We start from the raw sequence: 18268 nt of genomic DNA, 5'->3' as shown, positions 1-18268 counted from the left end.
GGTACGCCGGTGTGACCACCGGGTCACTCCGGTGCGCGGACACCGGTCGGCCCGGGGGAGGTGGCACATGCCGGAGCACCTGGAGGTGCGGCTTCCCGACGGCGTACGCCTGCACGTGACGGCGACCGGGCCGGTCGACGCCGAGGTCACCGCGGTCCTGCTGCACGGCTGGACGCTGGACGGCCGCAGCTGGCACCGCCAGCTCGCCGGCCTGCGCGACCGGTTCGGCGACCGGGTCCGGGTGCTCACCTACGACGCCCGCGGGCACGGCCGGTCGAGCTGCATGGCGCTGCGCACCGCCACCCTGGCCCAGCTCGGCGACGACCTGGCCGCGGTGGTCGACCGGCTCGTCCCGTCCGGTCCGATCGTGCTGGTCGGGCACTCGATGGGCGGGATGACGGTGATGGAGTACGCCCACCGCCACCCCGACCACTTCGCGGCCCGCGCCGCCGGCCTGGTCTTCGTCTCGACCACCGCCGAGGGGCACACCCACACCGCCTACGGGCTCTCCCCCCGGATCGCCCGGCTGATCCGGCTCGCCGAGACCACCGGCGCCGGGGTGCTGGCCCGCTGCGGCGCGTGGCGCCCGCCGCACGCGCTGCTGCGCGCGCTCCGCCCCAGCATCCGCTGGATGCTGTTCGGCGACCGCTGCGACCCCGCCGACATCCGGCTGGTCACCTCGGCGGTGGCGCACGCCTCGCTGCGCTCGATCGGCGGGTTCCGCGCCTCGATCGGGGCCCAGCACCGGCTGGACACCCTCGCGGCGCTCGGCCGGCTGCCGGCCGCCGCGCTGGTCGGCGACCGGGACCGGCTCACCCCGCCGCCGTGCGCCGAGTCGATCGCCGGTGCGCTGCCGACCACCGAGCTGACCGTCTGCCCGGGCGCCGGTCACATGCTGATGATGGAACGCCCCGACGAGGTGACCGCGGCCGTCGCCGGGGTGCTGCAGCAGGTGCTCTCGGGGACGGACGCGGGCACGTCCGGGCAGCGGGTGGGAACGCCCGGATAACGGGCAACCCGGGCGGCGGGCGGCGGGCAGCGGCATGGCCCCGACACGGGCCGGGCCGGCGGCCCGTACCCTCATTCAGCCCGCCGTCTGACCACAGGAGCCCCCGCGTTGAGCGACCAGACCACCCTGGAACGGGAGATCGCCGTCGAACAACGGCATCTCGACCGGGTGTACGCCCGGCTGGCCGAACTGCGTCGGTCGGCCGCCGACGCCGAGCGGGAGGGCTACCGGCTGGCCCGGGTCGGCAACTTCGGCGCGCTGGTCGAGCGGGACGCGATGGTGTTCCACGCCGCGCAGCGCCGGCACGTGCTGGACGCCGAGCACGAGGGGCTGGTCTTCGGCCGGCTGGACCTGCGTACGCGGCAGGTGCTGCACGTGGGGCGGCTGGGCGTGCGCGGGGAGAACGCCGAGACGCTGGTGGTGGACTGGCGCGCGCCGGCCGCCGCCGCGTTCTACCAGGCCACCCCGGCCGAGCCGCTGGGCGTGGTGCGGCGGCGCACGATCCAGTCGTCCGCGGAGCAGGTCACCCGGATCGAGGACGACCTGCTGGACCCGGAGTCCGCCCCGCCGGACATGGCGGTGGTGGGCGACGGCGCGCTGCTGGCGACCCTGTCCCGGGCCACCGGCCACGGCATGCGGGACATCGTCGCCACCATCCAGCGGGAGCAGGACGAGGCGATCCGCTCCCCGGGCAGCGGAGTCACGATCGTCTCCGGCGGCCCGGGCACCGGCAAGACGGCGGTGGCCCTGCACCGCGCCGCGTACCTGCTCTATTCCGACCGCGCCCGGTATGCCGGCGGCGGCATCCTGGTGGTCGGCCCGTCGAGCGTGTTCGTCCAGTACATCGCCTCGGTGCTCCCCTCGCTCGGCGAGGAGACGGCCACCCTGCACTCGCTGGGTTCCCTCTTCCCCGGCGTGTCGGCGACCCGGACCGACCCGCCCGAGGTGGCGGCCGTGAAGGGGTCGCTGCGGATGCGCCGGGTGCTGGAGCGGGCGGTCCGGGACGCGGTGCCCGACTCCCCCGGCGAGCTGCGCCTGCTCTACCGGGGTGAGCTGCTGCGCCTGGAGCGGGCCGAGCTGGACGCCATCCGGGACCGGACGCTGTCCCGCGGCGCGCGCCGCAACGAGGTGCGCCGGGCGGCCTTCGACGCGGTCCTCGCCGCGCTCTGGGCCCAGGCCCGCAGGCTGCGGATCGGCCGGCTGCCGGAGCAGCCCGCGTTCGAGGACGAGATCATCGACCGGCCGGAGTTCCGGGAGTTCCTCAAGGCCTGGTGGCCGCGGCTGCACCCGCGCCACGTGCTGGGCTGGCTGGCCCGCCCGGAGCGGCTGCGCCGGTACGCCGGGGGCGTCCTGTCCGGGGCCGAGATCCGGCTGCTGACCGGGGCGTACCGGAGCCTGGACGGCGAGGGGCTGACCATCGCCGACGTGGCGCTGCTGGACGAGCTGGACGCGCTTCTGGGCCAGCCGGTGCGGCGGGCGAGGCCGAAGCGGGACCCGTTCCAGCTGGCCGGCGGCGTCCGCGAGCTGAGCACGGCCGCCGACCGGCAGCGGGCCGCCCGGGCCGCCGCGCGGGAGCGCCCGGAGGACTACCGCGACTACGCCCACGTGGTCGTCGACGAGTCGCAGGACGTCTCGCCGATGCAGTGGCGGATGATCGGCCGGCGGGGCCGGCTGGCCTCCTGGACCGTGGTGGGCGACCCGGCGCAGACCGCCTGGACCGGTGACCCGCAGGAGCTGGCCCGGGCCCGGGACCAGGCGCTGGGCCGGCGCCGCCGCCACCGGTACGAGCTGACCACCAACTACCGCAACTCGGCGGAGATCTTCGCCGTGGCGGCCGCGGAGATCCACCGCGTACACCCGGATCTCGCGTTGCCCACCGCGGTCCGTTCCACCGGGGTGCCGCCCGTCGAGCGGTCGGTGCCCGCCGGCGACCTACCCGCCGCCACGGCGGCGGCGGCGCGCGCGCTGCTGGCGGAGGTCGAGGGCACGGTGGGTGTGATCACGCCGGTGCCGCGCCGGGACGAGGTGGCCGGCTGGCTGGGCGACCTGGGCGGCCGGCTCCAGGTGGTGACCAGTCTCCAGGCCAAGGGCATGGAGTACGACGGGGTGGTGCTGGTCGCCCCGAGCGAGATCCGGGCCGATCCGGGGTCGGGCGTCCGCACCCTCTACGTGGCGCTCTCCCGGGCCACCCAGCGGCTCACCACGCTCGACCCGGTCGGCTGACGGCGGCGCCGCATCCGGCGTTCACTTGCACACATAGCGATGTGAGCATAGATTGAGCTCGGCCGGGGCGGCGGACGAGAGGGTGTGTGCGTGGGCGCAGGTCATGACCACAGCGGCGCGGTGGCGAACGCGGCGCACCGTCACCGTGGTCGGCTCTGGGGCGCGTTCGCGCTGCTCACCGCCCTCATGGTCGTCGAGGCGGTGGCCGCCTTCGCCACCGGCTCGCTGGCCCTGCTCTCCGACGCCGGGCACATGTTCACCGACGTCCTCGGCATCGGCATGGCGCTCGCCGCGATCACCGCCACCCGGCACGCCGACACCGACCCGCAGCGCACCTTCGGGCTCTACCGGCTGGAGGTGCTGGCCGCGCTGGCCAACGCGGTGCTGCTCGGCGCCGTGGCCGTCTACGTCCTGGTCGAGGCGGTACGCCGGTTCGGCGAGCCGCCGGAGGTCCTCGCCGGGCCGATGCTCGCCGTGGCGGTGCTCGGCCTGCTCGCCAACATCGCCGCGTTCGCGCTGCTGCGCGCCGGCGCCGAGGAGAGCATCAACCTGCGCGGGGCGTACCTGGAGGTGCTGGGCGACCTCCTCGGCTCGCTCGGCGTGATCGGGGCCGCCCTGGTCATCGCGGTCACCGACTGGTGGTGGGCCGACCCGCTGGTCGCCGTCGCGATCGGGCTGTTCATCCTGCCGCGCACCTGGCGACTCGGCCGGGCCGCGGTCCGGATCCTGGTGCAGGCCGCCCCGGAGCACCTCCAGGTGACCGCGGTGCACGACCGGCTGGCCGCCGTGCCCGGCGTCGCCGAGGTGCACGACCTGCACGTCTGGACGCTCACCTCGGGCATGGAGGTGGCCTCGGCGCACCTGACCATGGCACCGGGCGCCGAGGTCGGCGAGGTGCTGGCGGCCGCCCGGACGGCCCTGCACGAGGACTTCTCGATCGATCACGCCACGTTGCAGATCGAACCCGGAGCGTCTCCCGGGGCGTGCGGCGCGGTCGAGTGGTAATTAGGGCAATCTTAAATCCAAGTGGTTATTGTGCACTTATGCCGGTTTTGACCGGGACACCGGCTCCCACCAGCGGAGCCGACCCGGAACAACGCCGGTAGGCTCGACCGCGGCCTCCGCCGGGCGGCGCCCACCGGCGCCTGCGGTGGCCAGCGCCTAATCGCCCGCAGGGCGAGCCGGGGAACCACGTTCGTGGGGTGCATCCGCGTCAGCGGTAGGGATCTTCCGTCCCGAACCCGTCAGCTAACCCGGTCGGCGGTGGACGGAAGGACACGTGAATGCCCCCAGTGGCACCTGTACGACGGACGGTCGCCCGGTTGGCGGCCCTGCTCGTCGCGACGCTCGCCCTCGGCGTCGTGACCGCGCCGGTCTCCCCCGCCTCGGCGGTCGCGGCGGCTTCCCCGACCGCGCTGCTCGCCGCCGCACCCGGCGACAACGAGGGCGGCACCCCGGCGCTGCGCGCCCAGCTCGACGCCGCCAGCAAGGGGTGGCTGGACGCCCGCACCGCGCTGAACCGCTCGGTGACCCGGCAACAGCAGCTCACCGCCCAGCTCAAGACGGTCAACGCCGAGCTGACCGTCCGGGACGCCAAGGTCGGCGAGATCGCCGGGGTGGCATACCGGTCCGGGCGGCTGGGCACCGCCGCGGCCCTGCTCGGCAGCACCAGCCCCGAGGGCTTCATGGACCGCGCGGCCGCGCTGGAGCAGGTGGCCGCGCACGAGGACCGGGCGCTGCGCGAGCTCATCGACACCCGGGACGAGGCCACCCGCACGCAGACCGCGCTCACCGGGGAGATCCAGGAGCAGCGCAAGCAGGTCGCGGTGATGGCCAAGCGCAAGCAGCAGGCCGAACGCGCCCTGGAGGTGGCGAACAACCGCGCGTCCAGCAGCGGCGGCGGCAGCGTCCAGGGCACCTCGTCGGCCAACGCCAAGCCGGCCAAGCGCAACGCCGACGGCTCCTGGCCACCCGAGTCGTGCAGCGTCAACGACCCGACGCCCGCCGACGGCTGCATCACCCCGCGTACGCTGCACGCGCTCCAGCAGGCCAAGGCGGCCGGCTTCACCCGCTACGTCTCCTGCCACCGGCCCAGCGGCTCGGGCGAGCACCCGAAGGGGCGGGCCTGCGACTTCGCCGCGCAGAAGAGCGGCTTCGGCGGCGTGGCCAGCGGCGGCGACAAGACGTACGGCAACAACCTCTCCGCCTACTTCATCCGCAACGCCGACGCGCTCGCCGTGCTCTACGTGATCTGGTTCCGGCAGATCTGGCTGCCCAGCAGCGGCTGGAAGGCGTACAGCGGGGGCAACGGCGACCCGTCCAGCGACCACACCAACCACGTGCACCTCTCGGTGTACTGATCCCCGCCCCGGCGGCGCCCGGCTACGTCCCACGACGTACGCCGGGTGTCGCCGCGCGGCCCACGACGCGACGCCCGTGACGGCCGAGCATCGGGGGCATGACTCGACTCTCCCCCGCCGGACGCAAGGCCCTGCTCACCCTGCACCTGGTCACCTCGCTGGGGTGGCTCGGCGCCGACCTGGTGCTGCTGGCCCTCGGCGTGGCCGGGCTGCGCGGGGCCGACCCCGAGGTGGTCTATCCGGCCGCCGCGCTGCTGGTCACCTGGCTGTTCGCCCCGCTGAGCGTGCTCGTCTGGCTGGTCGGGCTCGCCAGCGCGCTGCTCACCCCGTGGGGCCTGCTGCGCTGGCGCTGGGTGCTGGTGAAGTTCGCCGTCACCACCGTGGTGCTCACGCTGGTGCTGCTCCTGCTCACCCCGCGGGTCCGGCACCTCGGTGAGCTGGCCGGGGCGGCCGACGCCCACCTCCGCGTCGACCTGGTGGTCGCGCCGACCGTCTCCAGCACGCTGCTGCTCGTCGTGACCGTGCTGTCCACCTACAAGCCGTGGGGGCGGCTGCGGCCGGCCCGGCCGGCGGCCCGACGACCGGTGCCCGCCGGGCGACGCGGCTGAGTCAGGGCGCCCCGGGTCAGACCGCCTGCCCCTCCAGGGTGGCGCCGAGCCGGCTGGCCAGCCCGAGGTGGGCCGCCCGGGCCTGCCGGAAGGCGTAGCCGAACAGCGGTGCCGGTGCGGAGAGGGTGATCTCCACGTCGATCCGCACCACCCCGTCGGGCTCGTCGCGCAGCCGCGTGTGGTTGCGCACCGTGGTGGCCGGCTGCTGCCGGGCCACGGTCACGACCTCGTCCTCGGTGGCGACCAGCACGTCCGCCTGGTAGGTGACCGGGAAGTGCAGCGGGCCGAGCGCCAGCCGGTCGGTGATCGCGTAGCTGGCCAGCGCCCCCGGGCGGGCCGGCAGTTGGCGGACCCGGACGATCAGCGGATGCAGCTCGCCCTGCCGGCTCAGGTCGCCGAGCAGGGCCACCGCGTGGGCCCTGGTGCACCGGGCCTGCACGGTGTAGCTGAAGCTGTCGCTGCTGAGCAAGCGGCACCCCCTCGCCGTCGTGGGTCCGCACGATCGTCCCGTACCGGAGCCGGGCTGGCAACGGGTCGAAAGTCCCGGGCCCGCGGCAGGTCGGCGAGCTGGAGTCGATCAGCGGGAGGGGCGCCGATCAGGCGCCGGGGAGCACCTGCGGGGTGCTGTCGGCGAACCAGGGCTCGGGCGCGCCGAAGAGGCCGAGCAGGCCGGTCACCCAGAGCTGCCGGTGCACGAACCGGCTCGGCTCGGTGACCACCAGCTTGACGCCGCTGACCTCGCAGGTCTGGAAGCCGGCGACCATGGCGCTGATGCCGACCGAGTCGATGAAGGTGACGAGCCGCATGTTGAGCTCGATCCGGGAGGGGCGGCCCTTGGCGAGCACCTCGGCGATCGCTTCCCGCACCTCGTACGCGGTGTCGACGTCGATCTCCCCTCGCGGGGCGATCTGGACCACACCACCCGGCAGCACCGACTTCACGATCGACAGGCTCACGCGAGCACCTCCACTCGCCCTTACGGGCGCCTCATCAGTACGCGGGCCGCGACCGAGAGTATTCCTCCGACGGCCTCGGTCGCCACCCCTCGGGATGAGCAATTCGCGTACTGGGCACACCTGGGCATCCCAATCCGGACCTTCGGGCTCCGATTTCCCCGCGGCGCGGGGTCCCAACCGGTCGATCGGCCGGGGTGGGCCCGGCCGATCCGCCGACCCAGGGTAGCGGGCCGGCGCACGCCCGGGTGGCACCCCGCCCCCGGCGCGTTCGGGTGGTTCGTCCCACGCCGCGCCGACCTGCCCTGACACGATGGTTTGCGCCGGGTCCGGCCGGGGCACTGCCCCGGGGAGCGAACCGTCACGCGCCGGATCACACCCGGAGTCCGATCTGGCCGCCGGACTTCGGCACCCCGAGGAGGTAACACGATGTTCGGATCCACCCTGCTGGACCGCCGCAGCAAGCCCGAGCGGGTCGCCGACCAGGCGTGGCAGCACCTGCTCTCCGCCGCCGGTTCCGCCGGCGGCAGCGTCCGCGAGGCCGCCCGGTCCGCCCGCCGCAACTCCTCCGGCCTCGCCGACGACGCCACCGACCTGGTCGGCTCCGCCGCCGAGGAGGCCCGCCGCCGGGCCAGCCTCGCCTTCGACGCGCTCGCCGGCCGCCGGCCGGCGCTGCCCTGGACGCTGCTGATCGCCGCGGCGCTGGCCGGCGCGGCGATCGGCTGGGCGGCCGGCACCGCCGCGCGGGCCGCCGGGAGCCGGGAGCGGGACGTCGACGAGATCGAGTTCGTCGACGTGGACCGCCCGAACTCCCCCGCCGGCCTGGACGGCTGAGCGGGACCCGGCGGACGCCGGGCCGGACGGGACCGACAAGCGGACGCGACGGTGGCCGCCCCGATGCGGGGGCGGCCACCGTCGCGGTGTACGGCGCGGTCAGCGGGCGGTGCAGGAGAGCGCCGGCGCGCGGTTGCCGCCCGTCCAGGTGCCGGTGAAGCCGGCGGTGGTGAACCCACCGGCGCCGAGGTTGCCGTTCCAGCCGGCGTCCCGGACCGTCACGGCCGATCCGGTCTGCGTGTACGACCCGTTCCAGAGCTGGGTGATCTTCTGGCCGTCCGGGAAGGTCCAGGCCACGGTCCAGCCGGCGATCGGGGCGGTGCCCGAGTTGCGCACCGTCACCTCGCCCTGGAAGCCGCCCGGCCACGAGTTCGTCACCGCGTAGGTGGCCGTGCAGCCGCTGCCGGTCGGCGACGGGCCGGGCGTGGTGGGCGTCGGGCTCGGCGAGGTCGGGGACGGGCCCGGGGTCGTCGGCGTCGGGCCGGGCGTGGTCGGCGTCGGGCCGGGCGTGGTGCCGAGGCGGTCCGCCACCAGGATGCCCCGGCCGTTGGTGCCCAGGTAGACCCGGCCGTAGACCCGCGGGTCGCCGGTGAGGGCCTCGCCCGCGTTGCCGTACTGGTGCTGGTCGTCGTTGATCCGCACCCAGGCCGCGCCGGCGTTGTCCGACCGGTGGACGCCGTGCCGGCCGTCGACGGTGCCGACGGTGAACAGCGCCGGATAGGTCTGCCCCGGGGCGGCCCGGCCGAAGCCCACGTTGACCGCCGACGTGACGCCGGCCAGCTTCGTGAAGCTCGCGCCGGAGTCGGTCGAGTGCCACAGGCCGCCCTCGCCGGCCAGCCACACGTCGCCCTGCCGGCCGGGCACCGCCTTGAACTTGACCCCGGTGGTGGGCAGCCCGCTCGCCGCGGTGGCCGTGAAGCTCGCGCCGCCGTTGGTGCTGAGGTAGAACCGCCCGCCGCTGACGCCGTAGAACCGGTTCGGGTCGACCCGGTCGGACTCGACGACCGCGTTGGCCGGGATGCCGGTCGCCGCGCTCCAGGAGGTGCCGAACCCGACCGCGCGGACCACCGGCTGGCCGGCGTCGCCCGGCGCCCACACGAACTGGCTGCCGTCGGCGGACGCGGCCACCGTGCCGCCGCTGTTGATCCCCGACGGCTCGGTGCCCTGGAACCAGTCCGCCCCGCCGTCGGTGGAGAACGCGACGTGGCTGTCGCCGGGACGGTCCGCGTCGGTGAAGTTGCCGGACCGGACCAGCACCGCCGGCTTGGCCTCGGCGTAGTCGAGACTCGTGGTGCTGGTGAAGACGGGCTGGGTGAACATCGCCGGCGGCACCGCGGCCAGGTCGGTGTGGCGGAAGCCGCCGATGTCGCCGAGCGCGCTGATCAGCGGCGCGCCCGAGGGCGGGCTGACCAGGTCGAGCACCGCGGTCTCCTCCAGCCCCTGGACCATCGGCCGGATGGTGACCTGGCCACCGGTGTCCCACTTCGTCAGGTCGGTGGTGCCGTAGATGGTGGCGCCGGTGCCGTACATCATCCGGTTGCTGTCGAACGGGTCGATCTCCAGCGACTCGTTCATCCAGCCCAGCTTCGGGCTCTCCTCCGGCGGAGCCGGGTTGGCGCCGAAGGTCAGCCACGGCACCGAGGAGATGTCCATGGTGTACTTCTTCGCGCGGGTCGGGTAGCCGGCGTAGTCCCAGATCCGGGTCCAGGTGGCGCCCCCGTCGGTGCTGCGCCAGAAGATCGCGTCTGGCCACCAGGAGACCTGGGTGGCGACCATCAGGGTGTTCGGGCGCTGCCGGTCGATGGTCAGCCCCGAGTAGCCGAAGTAGGCGTCCACGCTGGTCGACGGGACCGGGCTGATCCGCGTCCAGGCGCCGGTGGCCCGACTGAACTTCCACACGTCGCCCTTGCCGCCGTCGTACGGGCCGCCGGTGTCGCTGGTGGCGATGTAGAGGTAGCCGCCGACCGGGTCGACCACGCCCTTGTGGGCCAGGTAGCCGGTGGGCTGGCCGGGGATCCGCTCCCACGTGGCGCCACCGTCGGTGCTCCGGTAGACCGGGTTCTCCTTGTCGGCCACGCCCACGTAGACGGTCTGGGTGGCGCTGCCGGCCGTACCCGTGCTCTTGTCGAAGCTGACCCAGGTCAGGCCCTGGTTCTGGCTCTGGTAGCCGCTGCTGTCGTTCGGGTCGGCCCGGTAGTTGCCGACGTTGGGGAAGGTGGTCACCTTCGCCCAGGTGACGCCGTGGTCGGTGCTGCGCCACAGGCCGTTGCCGCCCTCGGCGCCGTAGTAGACGATGCTGTTCCGGTTCGGGTCGACGGCCAGCCGCTCCCCCATGCCGCGGCCGGGCATGTTGCCGCCGTTCTTGAACGGCAGCGCGGTGGCCTGCCAGGTGGCGCCCCTGTCGGTGGAGCGCAGGATCGCCCCGTTGTTCGGATCCCAGTCGTTGGTGTACATGCCGACCGCGGCGTACACCCGGTTGGTCTGCACCGGATCGGTGGCGATGCTGACCACCCCGTTCCAGCCCCAGCGGTCGGCGCCGACCCAGTCCAGCAGCGGCGTCCAGGACCGGGTCGACTGCTCCCAGCGGTAGGCCCCACCGATGTCGGTGCGCGCGTAGACGAGGTTCTTCTCGGTCGGGTTGAAGACGATGCCGGGAACGAAGCCACCGCCGTCGATCCGGACGTTCCTCCAGTTGTACGGCTCGGCCGCCGCGGCGGCGGCCGGGGTGGCGGGTGCGGCGGTGAGCGGCACGACGACCGCCGCCACGGCGGCGGCCAGCGCGGCCGCGGCGGCGCCGGCGAGACTTCTACGCATGGGGCGGGTCCTCTCGGTTGCCCGGGTGGTGGGGCGGGAGCGGCGAGGACATTCACATTAACCGATTATGGAAGCGCTCCCAAGCCCCCCCGCGCCCACCCGGATCGGGTGAGGGCGGGTCACCCGGGACGCGCGCAGGATCGGGGTTGCGGGACTCCGTGCCGGTGACGGAGCCCGGCGAACAACGAACGGAGCCCGGAAGGGAGCAAGCATGGCCACCGCGACCACCACCCGCACCGACCAGGAGATCCAATCCGCCGTCCTCGACGAGCTGACCTGGGAACCCCGGGTACGCCCCAACGAGATCGGGGTGACCGTCACCGAGGGGGTGGTGACCCTGACCGGCTCGGTGGACAGCTACGCCAAGAAGTGGGCCGCCGAGCGGGCCGCGCACCGGGTGCCCCGGGTGCGCGCGGTCGCCAACGACCTCGCCGTCCGGATCGCCACCTCGGCCGAGAAGGGCGACCCGGAGATCGCCACCGCGGCCAGCCGGGCCCTGGAGTGGGACGCGTTCGTGCCCATCGAGGCGCTCGACGTGACCGTCGCCGACGGCTGGGTCACCCTGCACGGCGAGGTCGAGTGGGAGTACCAGCGCCGGGCCGCCGAGCGCTCGGTCGCCCGGCTCAGCGGCGTGACCGGGGTGAGCAACGGCATCACCGTACGGCCGAGCGCTCGCCCCGACGGGCGCGACCTGGCCGAGCGGATCGTGGACGCGCTGGCCCGCAACGGCGCGGGCGAGGCGGAGGGCATCAGCGTGCGGGTGCACGGCGACACGGTGCTGCTGGACGGGCTGGTCCACTCGGCCGGCGAGCGCGAGGAGATCGAGCGGGTGGTGTGGAGCGCGCCCGGCATCCGGGAGGTGCGGAACCGGGTGACGGTGGGCCGCTGAGGCGGACCACCCCGGCCGGGTGATCCCGGCTCACCCCGCCGCGGGCGAGGCTGGGAACCATGACTGATCCGAACGCCACGCCGGATCGGCGGGTGATGGCCCGATGACCACGCCACTGCAGGTCACCACCGTCCGGCTGGGGCTGCCGGTGACCGGGACGGACCACGCCCGCGGGCCGGCCGACGCGCCGGTCACCCTCGTCGAGTACGGCGACTTCCAGTGCCGGTTCTGCGGGGCCGCGTACCTCAACCTGGCCGAGGTGCTGCGCCAGCGCGCCGACACGGTCCGGCTGGTCTACCGGCACTTCCCCATCGCCAACGTCCACCCGTACGCGGAGAGCGCCGCGGAGACGGCCGAGGCGGCCGGCCGGCGGGGGCGGTTCTGGGAGATGCACGACTGGCTCTACGAGCACCAGGACCAGCTCGACCCGGTGCACCTGTCGCTCGGCGTCGAGCAGCTCGGGCTGCCGCCCGACGAGGTCGGCGCGGAGGTGGGGCGGCACGCCCACGCCGACCGGGTCCGGCAGGACTTCGTCGGCGGCATCCGCAGCGGGGTCGACGCGACCCCGACGCTCTTCGTCAACGAGGTGCGTCACGACGGCGGCTACGACGTGGCCGACCTGCTGGCCGCCGTGGACGCCGCCGCGGAGGCCTGAACCCGGCCGCGGTCAGATCAGCCGCAGCTCGCGCGCCCGCCGGACGGCCTCCCGCCGGCGGGTCGCGTCGAGCTTGCGGTAGATGTTGCGCACGTGGGTCTTCACCGTGTTGACCGACAGCGACAGCTCGCCCGCGATCTCCACGTTGGACAGGATGCTCTGCAGGTAGCGCAGGATCGTCAGCTCCCGCTCCGTGAGCGGCTCATCCAGGACCCGCTCCGGGCCGGTCGGGCGCTCCGGCGACTCGTCGGCCCGCCGCTCGTCGGCCCCGCGGACCAGGTCGCTCACCGTCGCCCAGTGCGCGGTGCCGGCGTCGAGATGCGCGGCGAGCAGGTCGCGGACCGCCGGCTCGGCGCGGGTGAAGACCCGCCGGTAGCCCTCCGGCTCGGCCAGGTCGAGAACCCGCTCCAGGATCCGCCCGGCACCGCGGTCGTCGCCGGCCGAGCCGGTCACCACCGCGTCGAGCAGCCCGGCGGCGAGCCGCACGGGCAGTGGCCAGGTGTCCGCGTCCGGTCCGGTCCAGTCGGGCAGCGTCCGGCCGGCCGCGCGCGCGTCGCCGGCCCCGAGCCGCACCCGGGCCAGGGCCACGTCCAGGGCGGCCCGGCCGCCACCGCGGGCCCCGTCCGGCTCCCGGCCGGCACCGCGGGCCGCGTCCGGCTCCCGGCCGCCGGCCGCCGCCCGGTCCGCCGGGCCGGGACCGACCGGCGGCGACGGGTCGGGTGCGGTCCCGGCGGCCGCGCCGGCTCCGGCGTCGGCGAGCAGGGCACGGGCGGTCTCCAGGTCCCCGACGGCGGCGCGCAGCTGCGCCTCGTCGGCGGTCAGCCAGGCGCCCAACTCGGGGCCGGGCGCCGTCTCTCGGGCCGCCGCCAGGGCGCGCAGCGCCGCGGCCGGCTCGCCGCCCGCGGCCAGCAGTCCGGCCCGGCAGAGCGCGGCCAGCGCCGCCCCGCCCGGCTCCGCGGTCGCCGGGCCCGCCAGGGTCAGGTTCGCCGCGGCCTCCGCCGGCTCGTCGCGGTCCCACGCCACCAGCGCCAGCGCGAGGTACGCGTACCCGCAGTCCAACCGCGAGGACCAGCCCTCGCAGGGCGGCATGGCCAGCGCCTCCCGGGCGGCGCGTTCGGCGGACCGGAGCGCGCCGTGCGCCGCGTCCAGCAGCGCCGACCGGCTGGCACAGACCAGCCCGGTACGCGGCCGGCCCGCCCGCCGCGCCGCCGCCAGCGCCCCGGAGAAGTGCCCGGCGGCCTCGGACAGCTCCCCCTCGGCGAGGGCCACCAGCCCCAGCGCGGTGCCGGCGACCGCCCGCACGTCGGCGTCCTCCGCCCCGCCGGCCCGCGGGTCGTCCACCGGACCGGCCGGGGCGGCGGTGGCCAGCAACCGTCCGGCCACCCGGCGTACTTCGTCGTGGTCCCCGGCCAGCCGGGCCAGGGTCAGCTCCACGGCGGTGGCCAGCCGCCGGAACCGGTCCCGGCGCGGTGCGGGCAGGTCGCGGGCGTGCTCGACGGCCGCCCGCAGCCGTCCCGCGGCGGCCTCGGCGTCCCCGGCGTACGCCCGTTCGGCCGCGCCGGCCAGCGCCAGCTCGGGATCGCGGCGCACCGCCTCGACGGGCGGCTCGGGCGGAGCCGGGGCGGCGGGCCGGTCCCGCTCGTACGGCGCCAGCTCCGGCCAGCGGGCGATCAGCAGCTCGGTGGCGGTGTCCCACTCGCCGCCGGCCAGCGCGTGCCGCAGCGCCTCGGCCGGCCGGTCGTGGTCCGCGTACCAGCCGGCGGCGCGCCGGTGCAGCTCGGCCAGCTCGTCGGCGGGGAGCCGGTCCAGCTCGTCGCGGAGCAGGTCGGCCAGGAGCGGGTGGCACCGGTACCAGGGCGGGCTCCCCCCGTCCTGCTGGACGAAGCCGCCCTCCCGGGCCAGGTCGGCCAGCACCTGGCCGGCGTCGGGCCGCCCGGTCACGGCGTCGGCCAGGTCGCCGCAGACCGCGGCGGCCACCGCGCTGCGGCGCAGCACGTCCCGGACGGCCGGGTCCAGCGGCGCGAGCACCTCGTCGCGCAGGTACCCGGCGACGTCCGGCTGGTCGCCGCCGAACCCGTCGACCGCGCGCGCCGGGTCGGCCTGGGCGCGCAGCGCCAGCGCGGCGAAGCGCAGGCCCGCGGGCCAGCCCCCGGTCCGGTCGGCCAGCCGGGGCACCGCCGCGGCCGGCAGCGCCACGCCGTGCGCCACCAGCAGGTCGGCCACCTCGTCGGGGGTGAACGCCAGCTCCCCCGGACCCACCTCGGTCAGCTCGCCGGCCAGCCGCCACCGGTGCAGGGCCAGCGGCGGGTCCGTCCGCGCGGCCGCCACCAGCCGCAGCCGTCCGTCGCTGTGCCGGAGCAGGAACTCCAGCCCGGTCAGCGCGGCCGGGTCGGTCACCCGGTGCAGGTCGTCCAGGACCAGCAGCACCGGGCGCTCCCGGGCGGCGAGCGCCGCGGCGAGCAGTTCGAGCTGGTCCGGCCGCGGCGGGCCGTCCGGCACCGGCGGCCGGGGCCCCTCGTCCGGGACCCCCTCGGCGGCCGCCCGCAGGGCCGCCGCCAGGTAGGCCCAGAGCCGCTCGCCGGTGTCGCCCTCCTCCACGGTCACCCAGGCCGGCGGCGGCTCCGTCCGCACGGCCCGGGCCCAGCCCGCGAGGAGCGTGGTCTTGCCCCAGCCGGCGGGCGCGAGGACAAGGGTGACCGGCCCGGCGCTGCCCTGGTCCAGCCGGTCCAGCAGCCGGGGCCGGACCAGCACCGGCTCGGGCAGCGCGGCCGGCGCCAGCCGGGACGCCAGCAGTGGCGCCCCGACCACCCCGAGGCCGCCCGCCGACCCGCCCCCGCCCGGCGCTCCGCCGACCCCCACCGCGCCGGCGCCAGCCGGGACGGTCGGCGGCGGGTCGGCGACATCCGTCGCCCCGGTGACGTCGGTCGGTGTCGCGGCGACCTCGACGCGGTCAGCCTCCTCCGGCATGCGGCCCCTCCCCCGGTCGGTGCGCGCAGCGGTTACCCGGCCCGGACCGGTTCACCCCTTCCGGGCGAACCCGGGTCACCCGGCCCGACCGCAGGGTGGAGGCACGCGGGCGGCCGGCCGCAAAGAAGCCGGCCGCCCGGGAGCCGCGGGGACGGGAGGGGCCGGTGGCACGGATGGGACGCCTGGCGGGCCTCGGGTTCGCCGTCCTGGCGGCCGGCGTTCTCGTACGCCGGCACCGGCGCCGGCCGTCCACGCCCGGTCCCCGGCCGGGGCGCTGGCAGGTGCTGACGGTGGCCGGCCGGCCCGAGGAGGTGCTGCCGCGCGGGCGCCGGCCGGAGCCGCTGAACCGGCTCGGCGGCGCGGTCGAGCTGTCCGCCCGCCCCGCCCCCGGCGGGCGCGGCACCGAACTCGCGGCCCGCCTGCCCGCCGGTGGGGAGGCGATGCTGCCGGGGCTGGCCGCCCACCTGGTCGGCGACGACCCCGGCCGGTTCCTCCGGCAGGCGCTGCGGGAGACGAAGCAGCTCGTGGAGACCGGGGAGGTGCTGCGGGCGGACCGCTCCCGGCTGGACCGGCCGGGGACCGCGGGCTGAGGGCGGGGGTCCGCACCCCGTGATCCGGGCGGCCGCGGGTGGCACACTCGGCGGATGCGCGACGACCGCACGTACGACCTCGTCCTCTTCGGCGCCACCGGTTTCACCGGTGGCCTGACCGCCGAGTACCTGGCCCGGCACGCCCCGGACGGGCTGCGCTGGGCGCTGGCCGGCCGCAACCCGGACAAGCTGGCCGGGGTGCGCGACCGGCTGGCCGCCATCGAGCCGGGCCTGGCCGGGCTGCCGCTGCTCACCGCCGACGTCACCGACCCGGCGTCGCTGCGTGCCGTGGCGGAGAGCGCCCGGGTGGTCGCCAGCACCGTCGGCCCGTACGTCCACCACGGCGAGCCGCTGGTCGCGGCCTGCGCCGCCGCGGGCACCGACTACCTCGACATCACCGGCGAGCCGGAGTTCGTCGACCTCATGTACGTGCGGCACCACGCCGAGGCGGTGCGCACCGGGGCCCGGCTCGTGCACGCCTGCGGCTTCGACTCGATCCCGCACGACCTGGGCGCCTGGTTCACCGTCAAGCATCTGCCCACCGACGGGCCGGTCACCGTGGACGGTTACGTCCGGGCCGGCGGGCGGTTCTCGGCCGGCACGTACCACTCGGCATTGACCGCGTTCTCCCGCACCGGCGAGATGAGCCGGGCGGCGAAGGCCCGCCGGGCGGTCGAGCCGCGGCCGGAGGGCCGCCGGGTCCGAGCGGTGCCCGGCCGGGTCGGCCGGGTGAAGGAGTTCGGGCAGTGGGCGGTGCCGCTGCCCACCATCGACCCGCAGGTGGTCCGCCGGTCGGCGGCGGCCCGCCCGGAGTACGGCCCGGACTTCCGCTACCGCCACTTCGCCGCGGTGAAGCGGTTGCCCACCGTGCTGGCCGCCGGCGTGGGCCTGGCCGGCGTGGTCGGGCTCGTGAAGCTGCCGCCGACCCGGCGCTGGCTGCTCGGCCGGCTGTCCTCCGGCCAGGGGCCGAGCGCCGCCCAGCGGGCGAAGTCGTGGTTCCGGGTCCGGTTCGTCGGCACCGGCGGCGGCCGGACCGTACGCACCGAGGTGGCCGGCGGCGACCCCGGCTACGACGAGACCGCCAAGATGCTCGCCGAGTCCGCGCTCTGCCTGGCCCTGGACGACCTGCCCCCGACCGCCGGGCAGGTGACCCCGGTGACCGCCATGGGTGACGCCCTGCTCGACCGGCTGGTCCGGGCCGGAATCACGTTCCGGGTGCTGGACGCTTGACCCTCGACCGGGTCGAGGGCCCAGGATCCGGTGTCGTGGAGAGCGAACTGCGCAGCATCGGCGAGCTGGCCCGGGCCAGTGGGCTGACGGTGAGCGCGCTGCGGTTCTACGACCGGTCCGGCGTGCTCGTGCCGGCGCTGGTGGACCCAGCGACCGCCTACCGCTGGTACACCGACGACCAGGTGGCACCCGCGCGCCTGGTCGCCGGGCTGCGCCGGGTCGGCATGCCGCTGGCCGGGATCGCCGAGGCGCTGCGGCACCGGCACCGGCCGGCCGTGGTGCACCGGCTGCTGGACGCGCACCTGCGCCGCCTGGAGGACGGCCTCGCCGACGCCCGCCGTGAGCTCTCCCGGATCCGTGCCCTGATCGATCCGGAGGAGATCCCCGTGAGCCCCACCCGACTCGTGCTGTCCCGCACCGACCTGGCCGCCGCCGTGGACGCCGTCCGGTTCGCCGTCGGCAGCGATCCGGAGCTGCCGGTGCTCTCCGGCGTGCTGCTGGAGGTCGAACCGGACGGCGTCCGGCTGGTCGCCACCGACCGGCACCGGCTCGCCGTGGCCCGGGTCGGCGGGAAGGTCGACGGCCCGCCCGTCCGCGCGCTGCTGCCGGTGGACGCGGTCGACGAGCTGCGCGCCCTGCTCGACACCGGCGTCGGGATCACTCCGGAGGCGCACCTCATGGTGAGCGCGGACCGGGTGGAGGTCACGGTGGCCGGCCGGCCGGTGACCGCCGCCGCGCTCCCGTACGACTTCCCGGACTACCGGCGGCTGCTGCACGGGCAGGTCGGCGGCGAGCCCACCCACCGGATCCCGGTCGACGTTCCGGCGCTGCGGCGGGCGCTCACCGCCGGCGGTGCTCCGGTGCTGCACCGCGAGTACGCGGGGGCCGACCACGAGGTGGTCGTGCTCGGCGTGGACGACCGGGGCGGGCTGTGCGTGCTCGGGCCCGACGCCCCGGACGGCCTGCGGGTGGGCGTGAACCGGGAGTACCTGCTCGACGCCCTGGACGCCGGCGGCCGGGGCCAGCTCGTGCTGGAGCTGGACGGCCCGATCGCCCCGCTGGCCGTGCGCCGCCCCGACGACGAGGACGTCTTCTCGATCCTCATGCCGGTGCGCCTCTGACGCGGACCGGCCGTG

Annotated in this window: 15 protein-coding genes and 1 riboswitch; of the genes, 11 read left to right on the top strand and 4 right to left on the bottom strand. The window is 76.1% G+C overall.

The genetic code is table 11. From position 1 onward, the window contains the following. The first annotated feature begins 67 nt into the window (after positions 1-67). From ABZ452_RS06040 to ABZ452_RS06020, 5 genes are all read left to right on the top strand, one after another. Entirely contained in the window at positions 68-1009 is a 942-nt protein-coding gene (locus ABZ452_RS06040) for an alpha/beta hydrolase (protein WP_357939427.1), read from the top strand. Between the two features lie 108 nt (positions 1010-1117). Further along, positions 1118-3232 (top strand): AAA family ATPase, encoded by a 2115-nt coding sequence (locus tag ABZ452_RS06035; protein WP_357939425.1) that lies wholly within the window; start codon positions 1118-1120, stop codon positions 3230-3232. Between the two features lie 90 nt (positions 3233-3322). After that, positions 3323-4237: a cation diffusion facilitator family transporter gene (locus ABZ452_RS06030; protein WP_357939423.1), complete on the top strand. Its 915-nt coding sequence runs from the start codon at positions 3323-3325 to the stop codon at positions 4235-4237. 143 nt (positions 4238-4380) lie between these two features. After that, positions 4381-4510: riboswitch (cyclic di-AMP (ydaO/yuaA leader) on the top strand. A gap of 5 nt (positions 4511-4515) precedes the next feature. Continuing rightward, positions 4516-5592, top strand: coding sequence for a hypothetical protein (locus tag ABZ452_RS06025; RefSeq protein ID WP_357939421.1), 1077 nt, complete (start codon positions 4516-4518; stop codon positions 5590-5592). A gap of 98 nt (positions 5593-5690) precedes the next feature. Next, a complete protein-coding gene (locus ABZ452_RS06020; RefSeq protein ID WP_357939419.1) occupies positions 5691-6200 on the top strand; it encodes a hypothetical protein in 510 nt (169 codons plus the stop codon). A gap of 16 nt (positions 6201-6216) precedes the next feature. Here ABZ452_RS06020 and ABZ452_RS06015 read toward each other — a convergent pair whose 3' ends face one another. Both ABZ452_RS06015 and ABZ452_RS06010 read right to left on the bottom strand, forming a co-directional pair. Beyond that, positions 6217-6669, bottom strand: coding sequence for an SRPBCC family protein (locus ABZ452_RS06015; protein WP_357939417.1), 453 nt, complete (start codon positions 6667-6669; stop codon positions 6217-6219). A 127-nt stretch (positions 6670-6796) separates the two neighbouring features. Next, positions 6797-7156, bottom strand: coding sequence for an STAS domain-containing protein (locus tag ABZ452_RS06010; protein ID WP_313718855.1), 360 nt, complete (start codon positions 7154-7156; stop codon positions 6797-6799). 426 nt (positions 7157-7582) lie between these two features. Between ABZ452_RS06010 and ABZ452_RS06005 the strand changes: the two genes are divergently transcribed. Next, positions 7583-7987 (top strand): hypothetical protein, encoded by a 405-nt coding sequence (locus ABZ452_RS06005; RefSeq protein ID WP_357939415.1) that lies wholly within the window; start codon positions 7583-7585, stop codon positions 7985-7987. A gap of 99 nt (positions 7988-8086) precedes the next feature. Here ABZ452_RS06005 and ABZ452_RS06000 read toward each other — a convergent pair whose 3' ends face one another. Continuing rightward, complete coding sequence (locus ABZ452_RS06000; RefSeq protein ID WP_357939413.1) at positions 8087-10801, bottom strand: cellulose binding domain-containing protein; 2715 nt, start codon at positions 10799-10801, stop codon at positions 8087-8089. A gap of 211 nt (positions 10802-11012) precedes the next feature. Here ABZ452_RS06000 and ABZ452_RS05995 point away from each other — a divergent pair, with 211 nt between their 5' ends. Together ABZ452_RS05995 and ABZ452_RS05990 are read left to right on the top strand one after the other, a co-directional pair. Continuing rightward, complete coding sequence (locus ABZ452_RS05995) at positions 11013-11690, top strand: BON domain-containing protein (RefSeq protein ID WP_357939411.1); 678 nt, start codon at positions 11013-11015, stop codon at positions 11688-11690. Positions 11691-11793: 103 nt separating this feature from the next. Beyond that, a complete protein-coding gene (locus tag ABZ452_RS05990) occupies positions 11794-12345 on the top strand; it encodes a thioredoxin domain-containing protein (RefSeq protein WP_357939409.1) in 552 nt (183 codons plus the stop codon). Between the two features lie 12 nt (positions 12346-12357). Here the strand turns inward: ABZ452_RS05990 and ABZ452_RS05985 are convergent, their stop codons facing one another. Then, the gene (locus ABZ452_RS05985) at positions 12358-15312 is read right to left on the bottom strand and encodes a LuxR C-terminal-related transcriptional regulator (RefSeq protein ID WP_357939407.1); all 2955 of its coding nucleotides are present in this window, start codon (positions 15310-15312) and stop codon (positions 12358-12360) included. Between the two features lie 173 nt (positions 15313-15485). On the opposite strand from ABZ452_RS05985, the gene ABZ452_RS05980 reads away from it, so the two are divergent. From ABZ452_RS05980 to ABZ452_RS05970, 3 genes are read left to right on the top strand one after another with little or no spacing between them, the layout of a single operon-like run. Continuing rightward, entirely contained in the window at positions 15486-15902 is a 417-nt protein-coding gene (locus ABZ452_RS05980; RefSeq protein ID WP_357940042.1) for a hypothetical protein, read from the top strand. 54 nt (positions 15903-15956) lie between these two features. Further along, entirely contained in the window at positions 15957-17132 is a 1176-nt protein-coding gene (locus ABZ452_RS05975) for a saccharopine dehydrogenase NADP-binding domain-containing protein (protein ID WP_357939405.1), read from the top strand. 47 nt (positions 17133-17179) lie between these two features. Continuing rightward, positions 17180-18253 (top strand): MerR family transcriptional regulator, encoded by a 1074-nt coding sequence (locus tag ABZ452_RS05970; RefSeq protein ID WP_357940040.1) that lies wholly within the window; start codon positions 17180-17182, stop codon positions 18251-18253. Positions 18254-18268 lie beyond the last annotated feature (15 nt).

The sequence above is a fragment of the Micromonospora sp. NPDC005707 genome (assembly GCF_040631005.1).
Lineage (GTDB): Bacteria > Actinomycetota > Actinomycetes > Mycobacteriales > Micromonosporaceae > Micromonospora.
The sequence above is the reverse complement of the archived record's forward strand: the minus strand, read 5'-3'. Positions and strand labels throughout refer to the sequence as shown.

Excerpts from the sequence above, each read along its gene's own strand:
- ABZ452_RS06040 (WP_357939427.1), top strand. The coding sequence starts at position 68 with ATGCCGGAGCACCTGGAGGTGCGGCTTCCCGACGGCGTACGCCTGCAC.
- ABZ452_RS06025 (WP_357939421.1), top strand. The coding sequence starts at position 4,516 with ATGCCCCCAGTGGCACCTGTACGACGGACGGTCGCCCGGTTGGCGGCC.
- ABZ452_RS06020 (WP_357939419.1), top strand. The coding sequence starts at position 5,691 with ATGACTCGACTCTCCCCCGCCGGACGCAAGGCCCTGCTCACCCTGCAC.
- ABZ452_RS06005 (WP_357939415.1), top strand. The coding sequence starts at position 7,583 with ATGTTCGGATCCACCCTGCTGGACCGCCGCAGCAAGCCCGAGCGGGTC.
- ABZ452_RS06000 (WP_357939413.1), bottom strand. The coding sequence starts at position 10,801 with ATGCGTAGAAGTCTCGCCGGCGCCGCCGCGGCCGCGCTGGCCGCCGCC.
- ABZ452_RS05995 (WP_357939411.1), top strand. The coding sequence starts at position 11,013 with ATGGCCACCGCGACCACCACCCGCACCGACCAGGAGATCCAATCCGCC.
- ABZ452_RS05990 (WP_357939409.1), top strand. The coding sequence starts at position 11,794 with ATGACCACGCCACTGCAGGTCACCACCGTCCGGCTGGGGCTGCCGGTG.
- ABZ452_RS05985 (WP_357939407.1), bottom strand. The coding sequence starts at position 15,312 with ATGCCGGAGGAGGCTGACCGCGTCGAGGTCGCCGCGACACCGACCGAC.
- ABZ452_RS05980 (WP_357940042.1), top strand. The coding sequence starts at position 15,486 with ATGGGACGCCTGGCGGGCCTCGGGTTCGCCGTCCTGGCGGCCGGCGTT.
- ABZ452_RS05975 (WP_357939405.1), top strand. The coding sequence starts at position 15,957 with ATGCGCGACGACCGCACGTACGACCTCGTCCTCTTCGGCGCCACCGGT.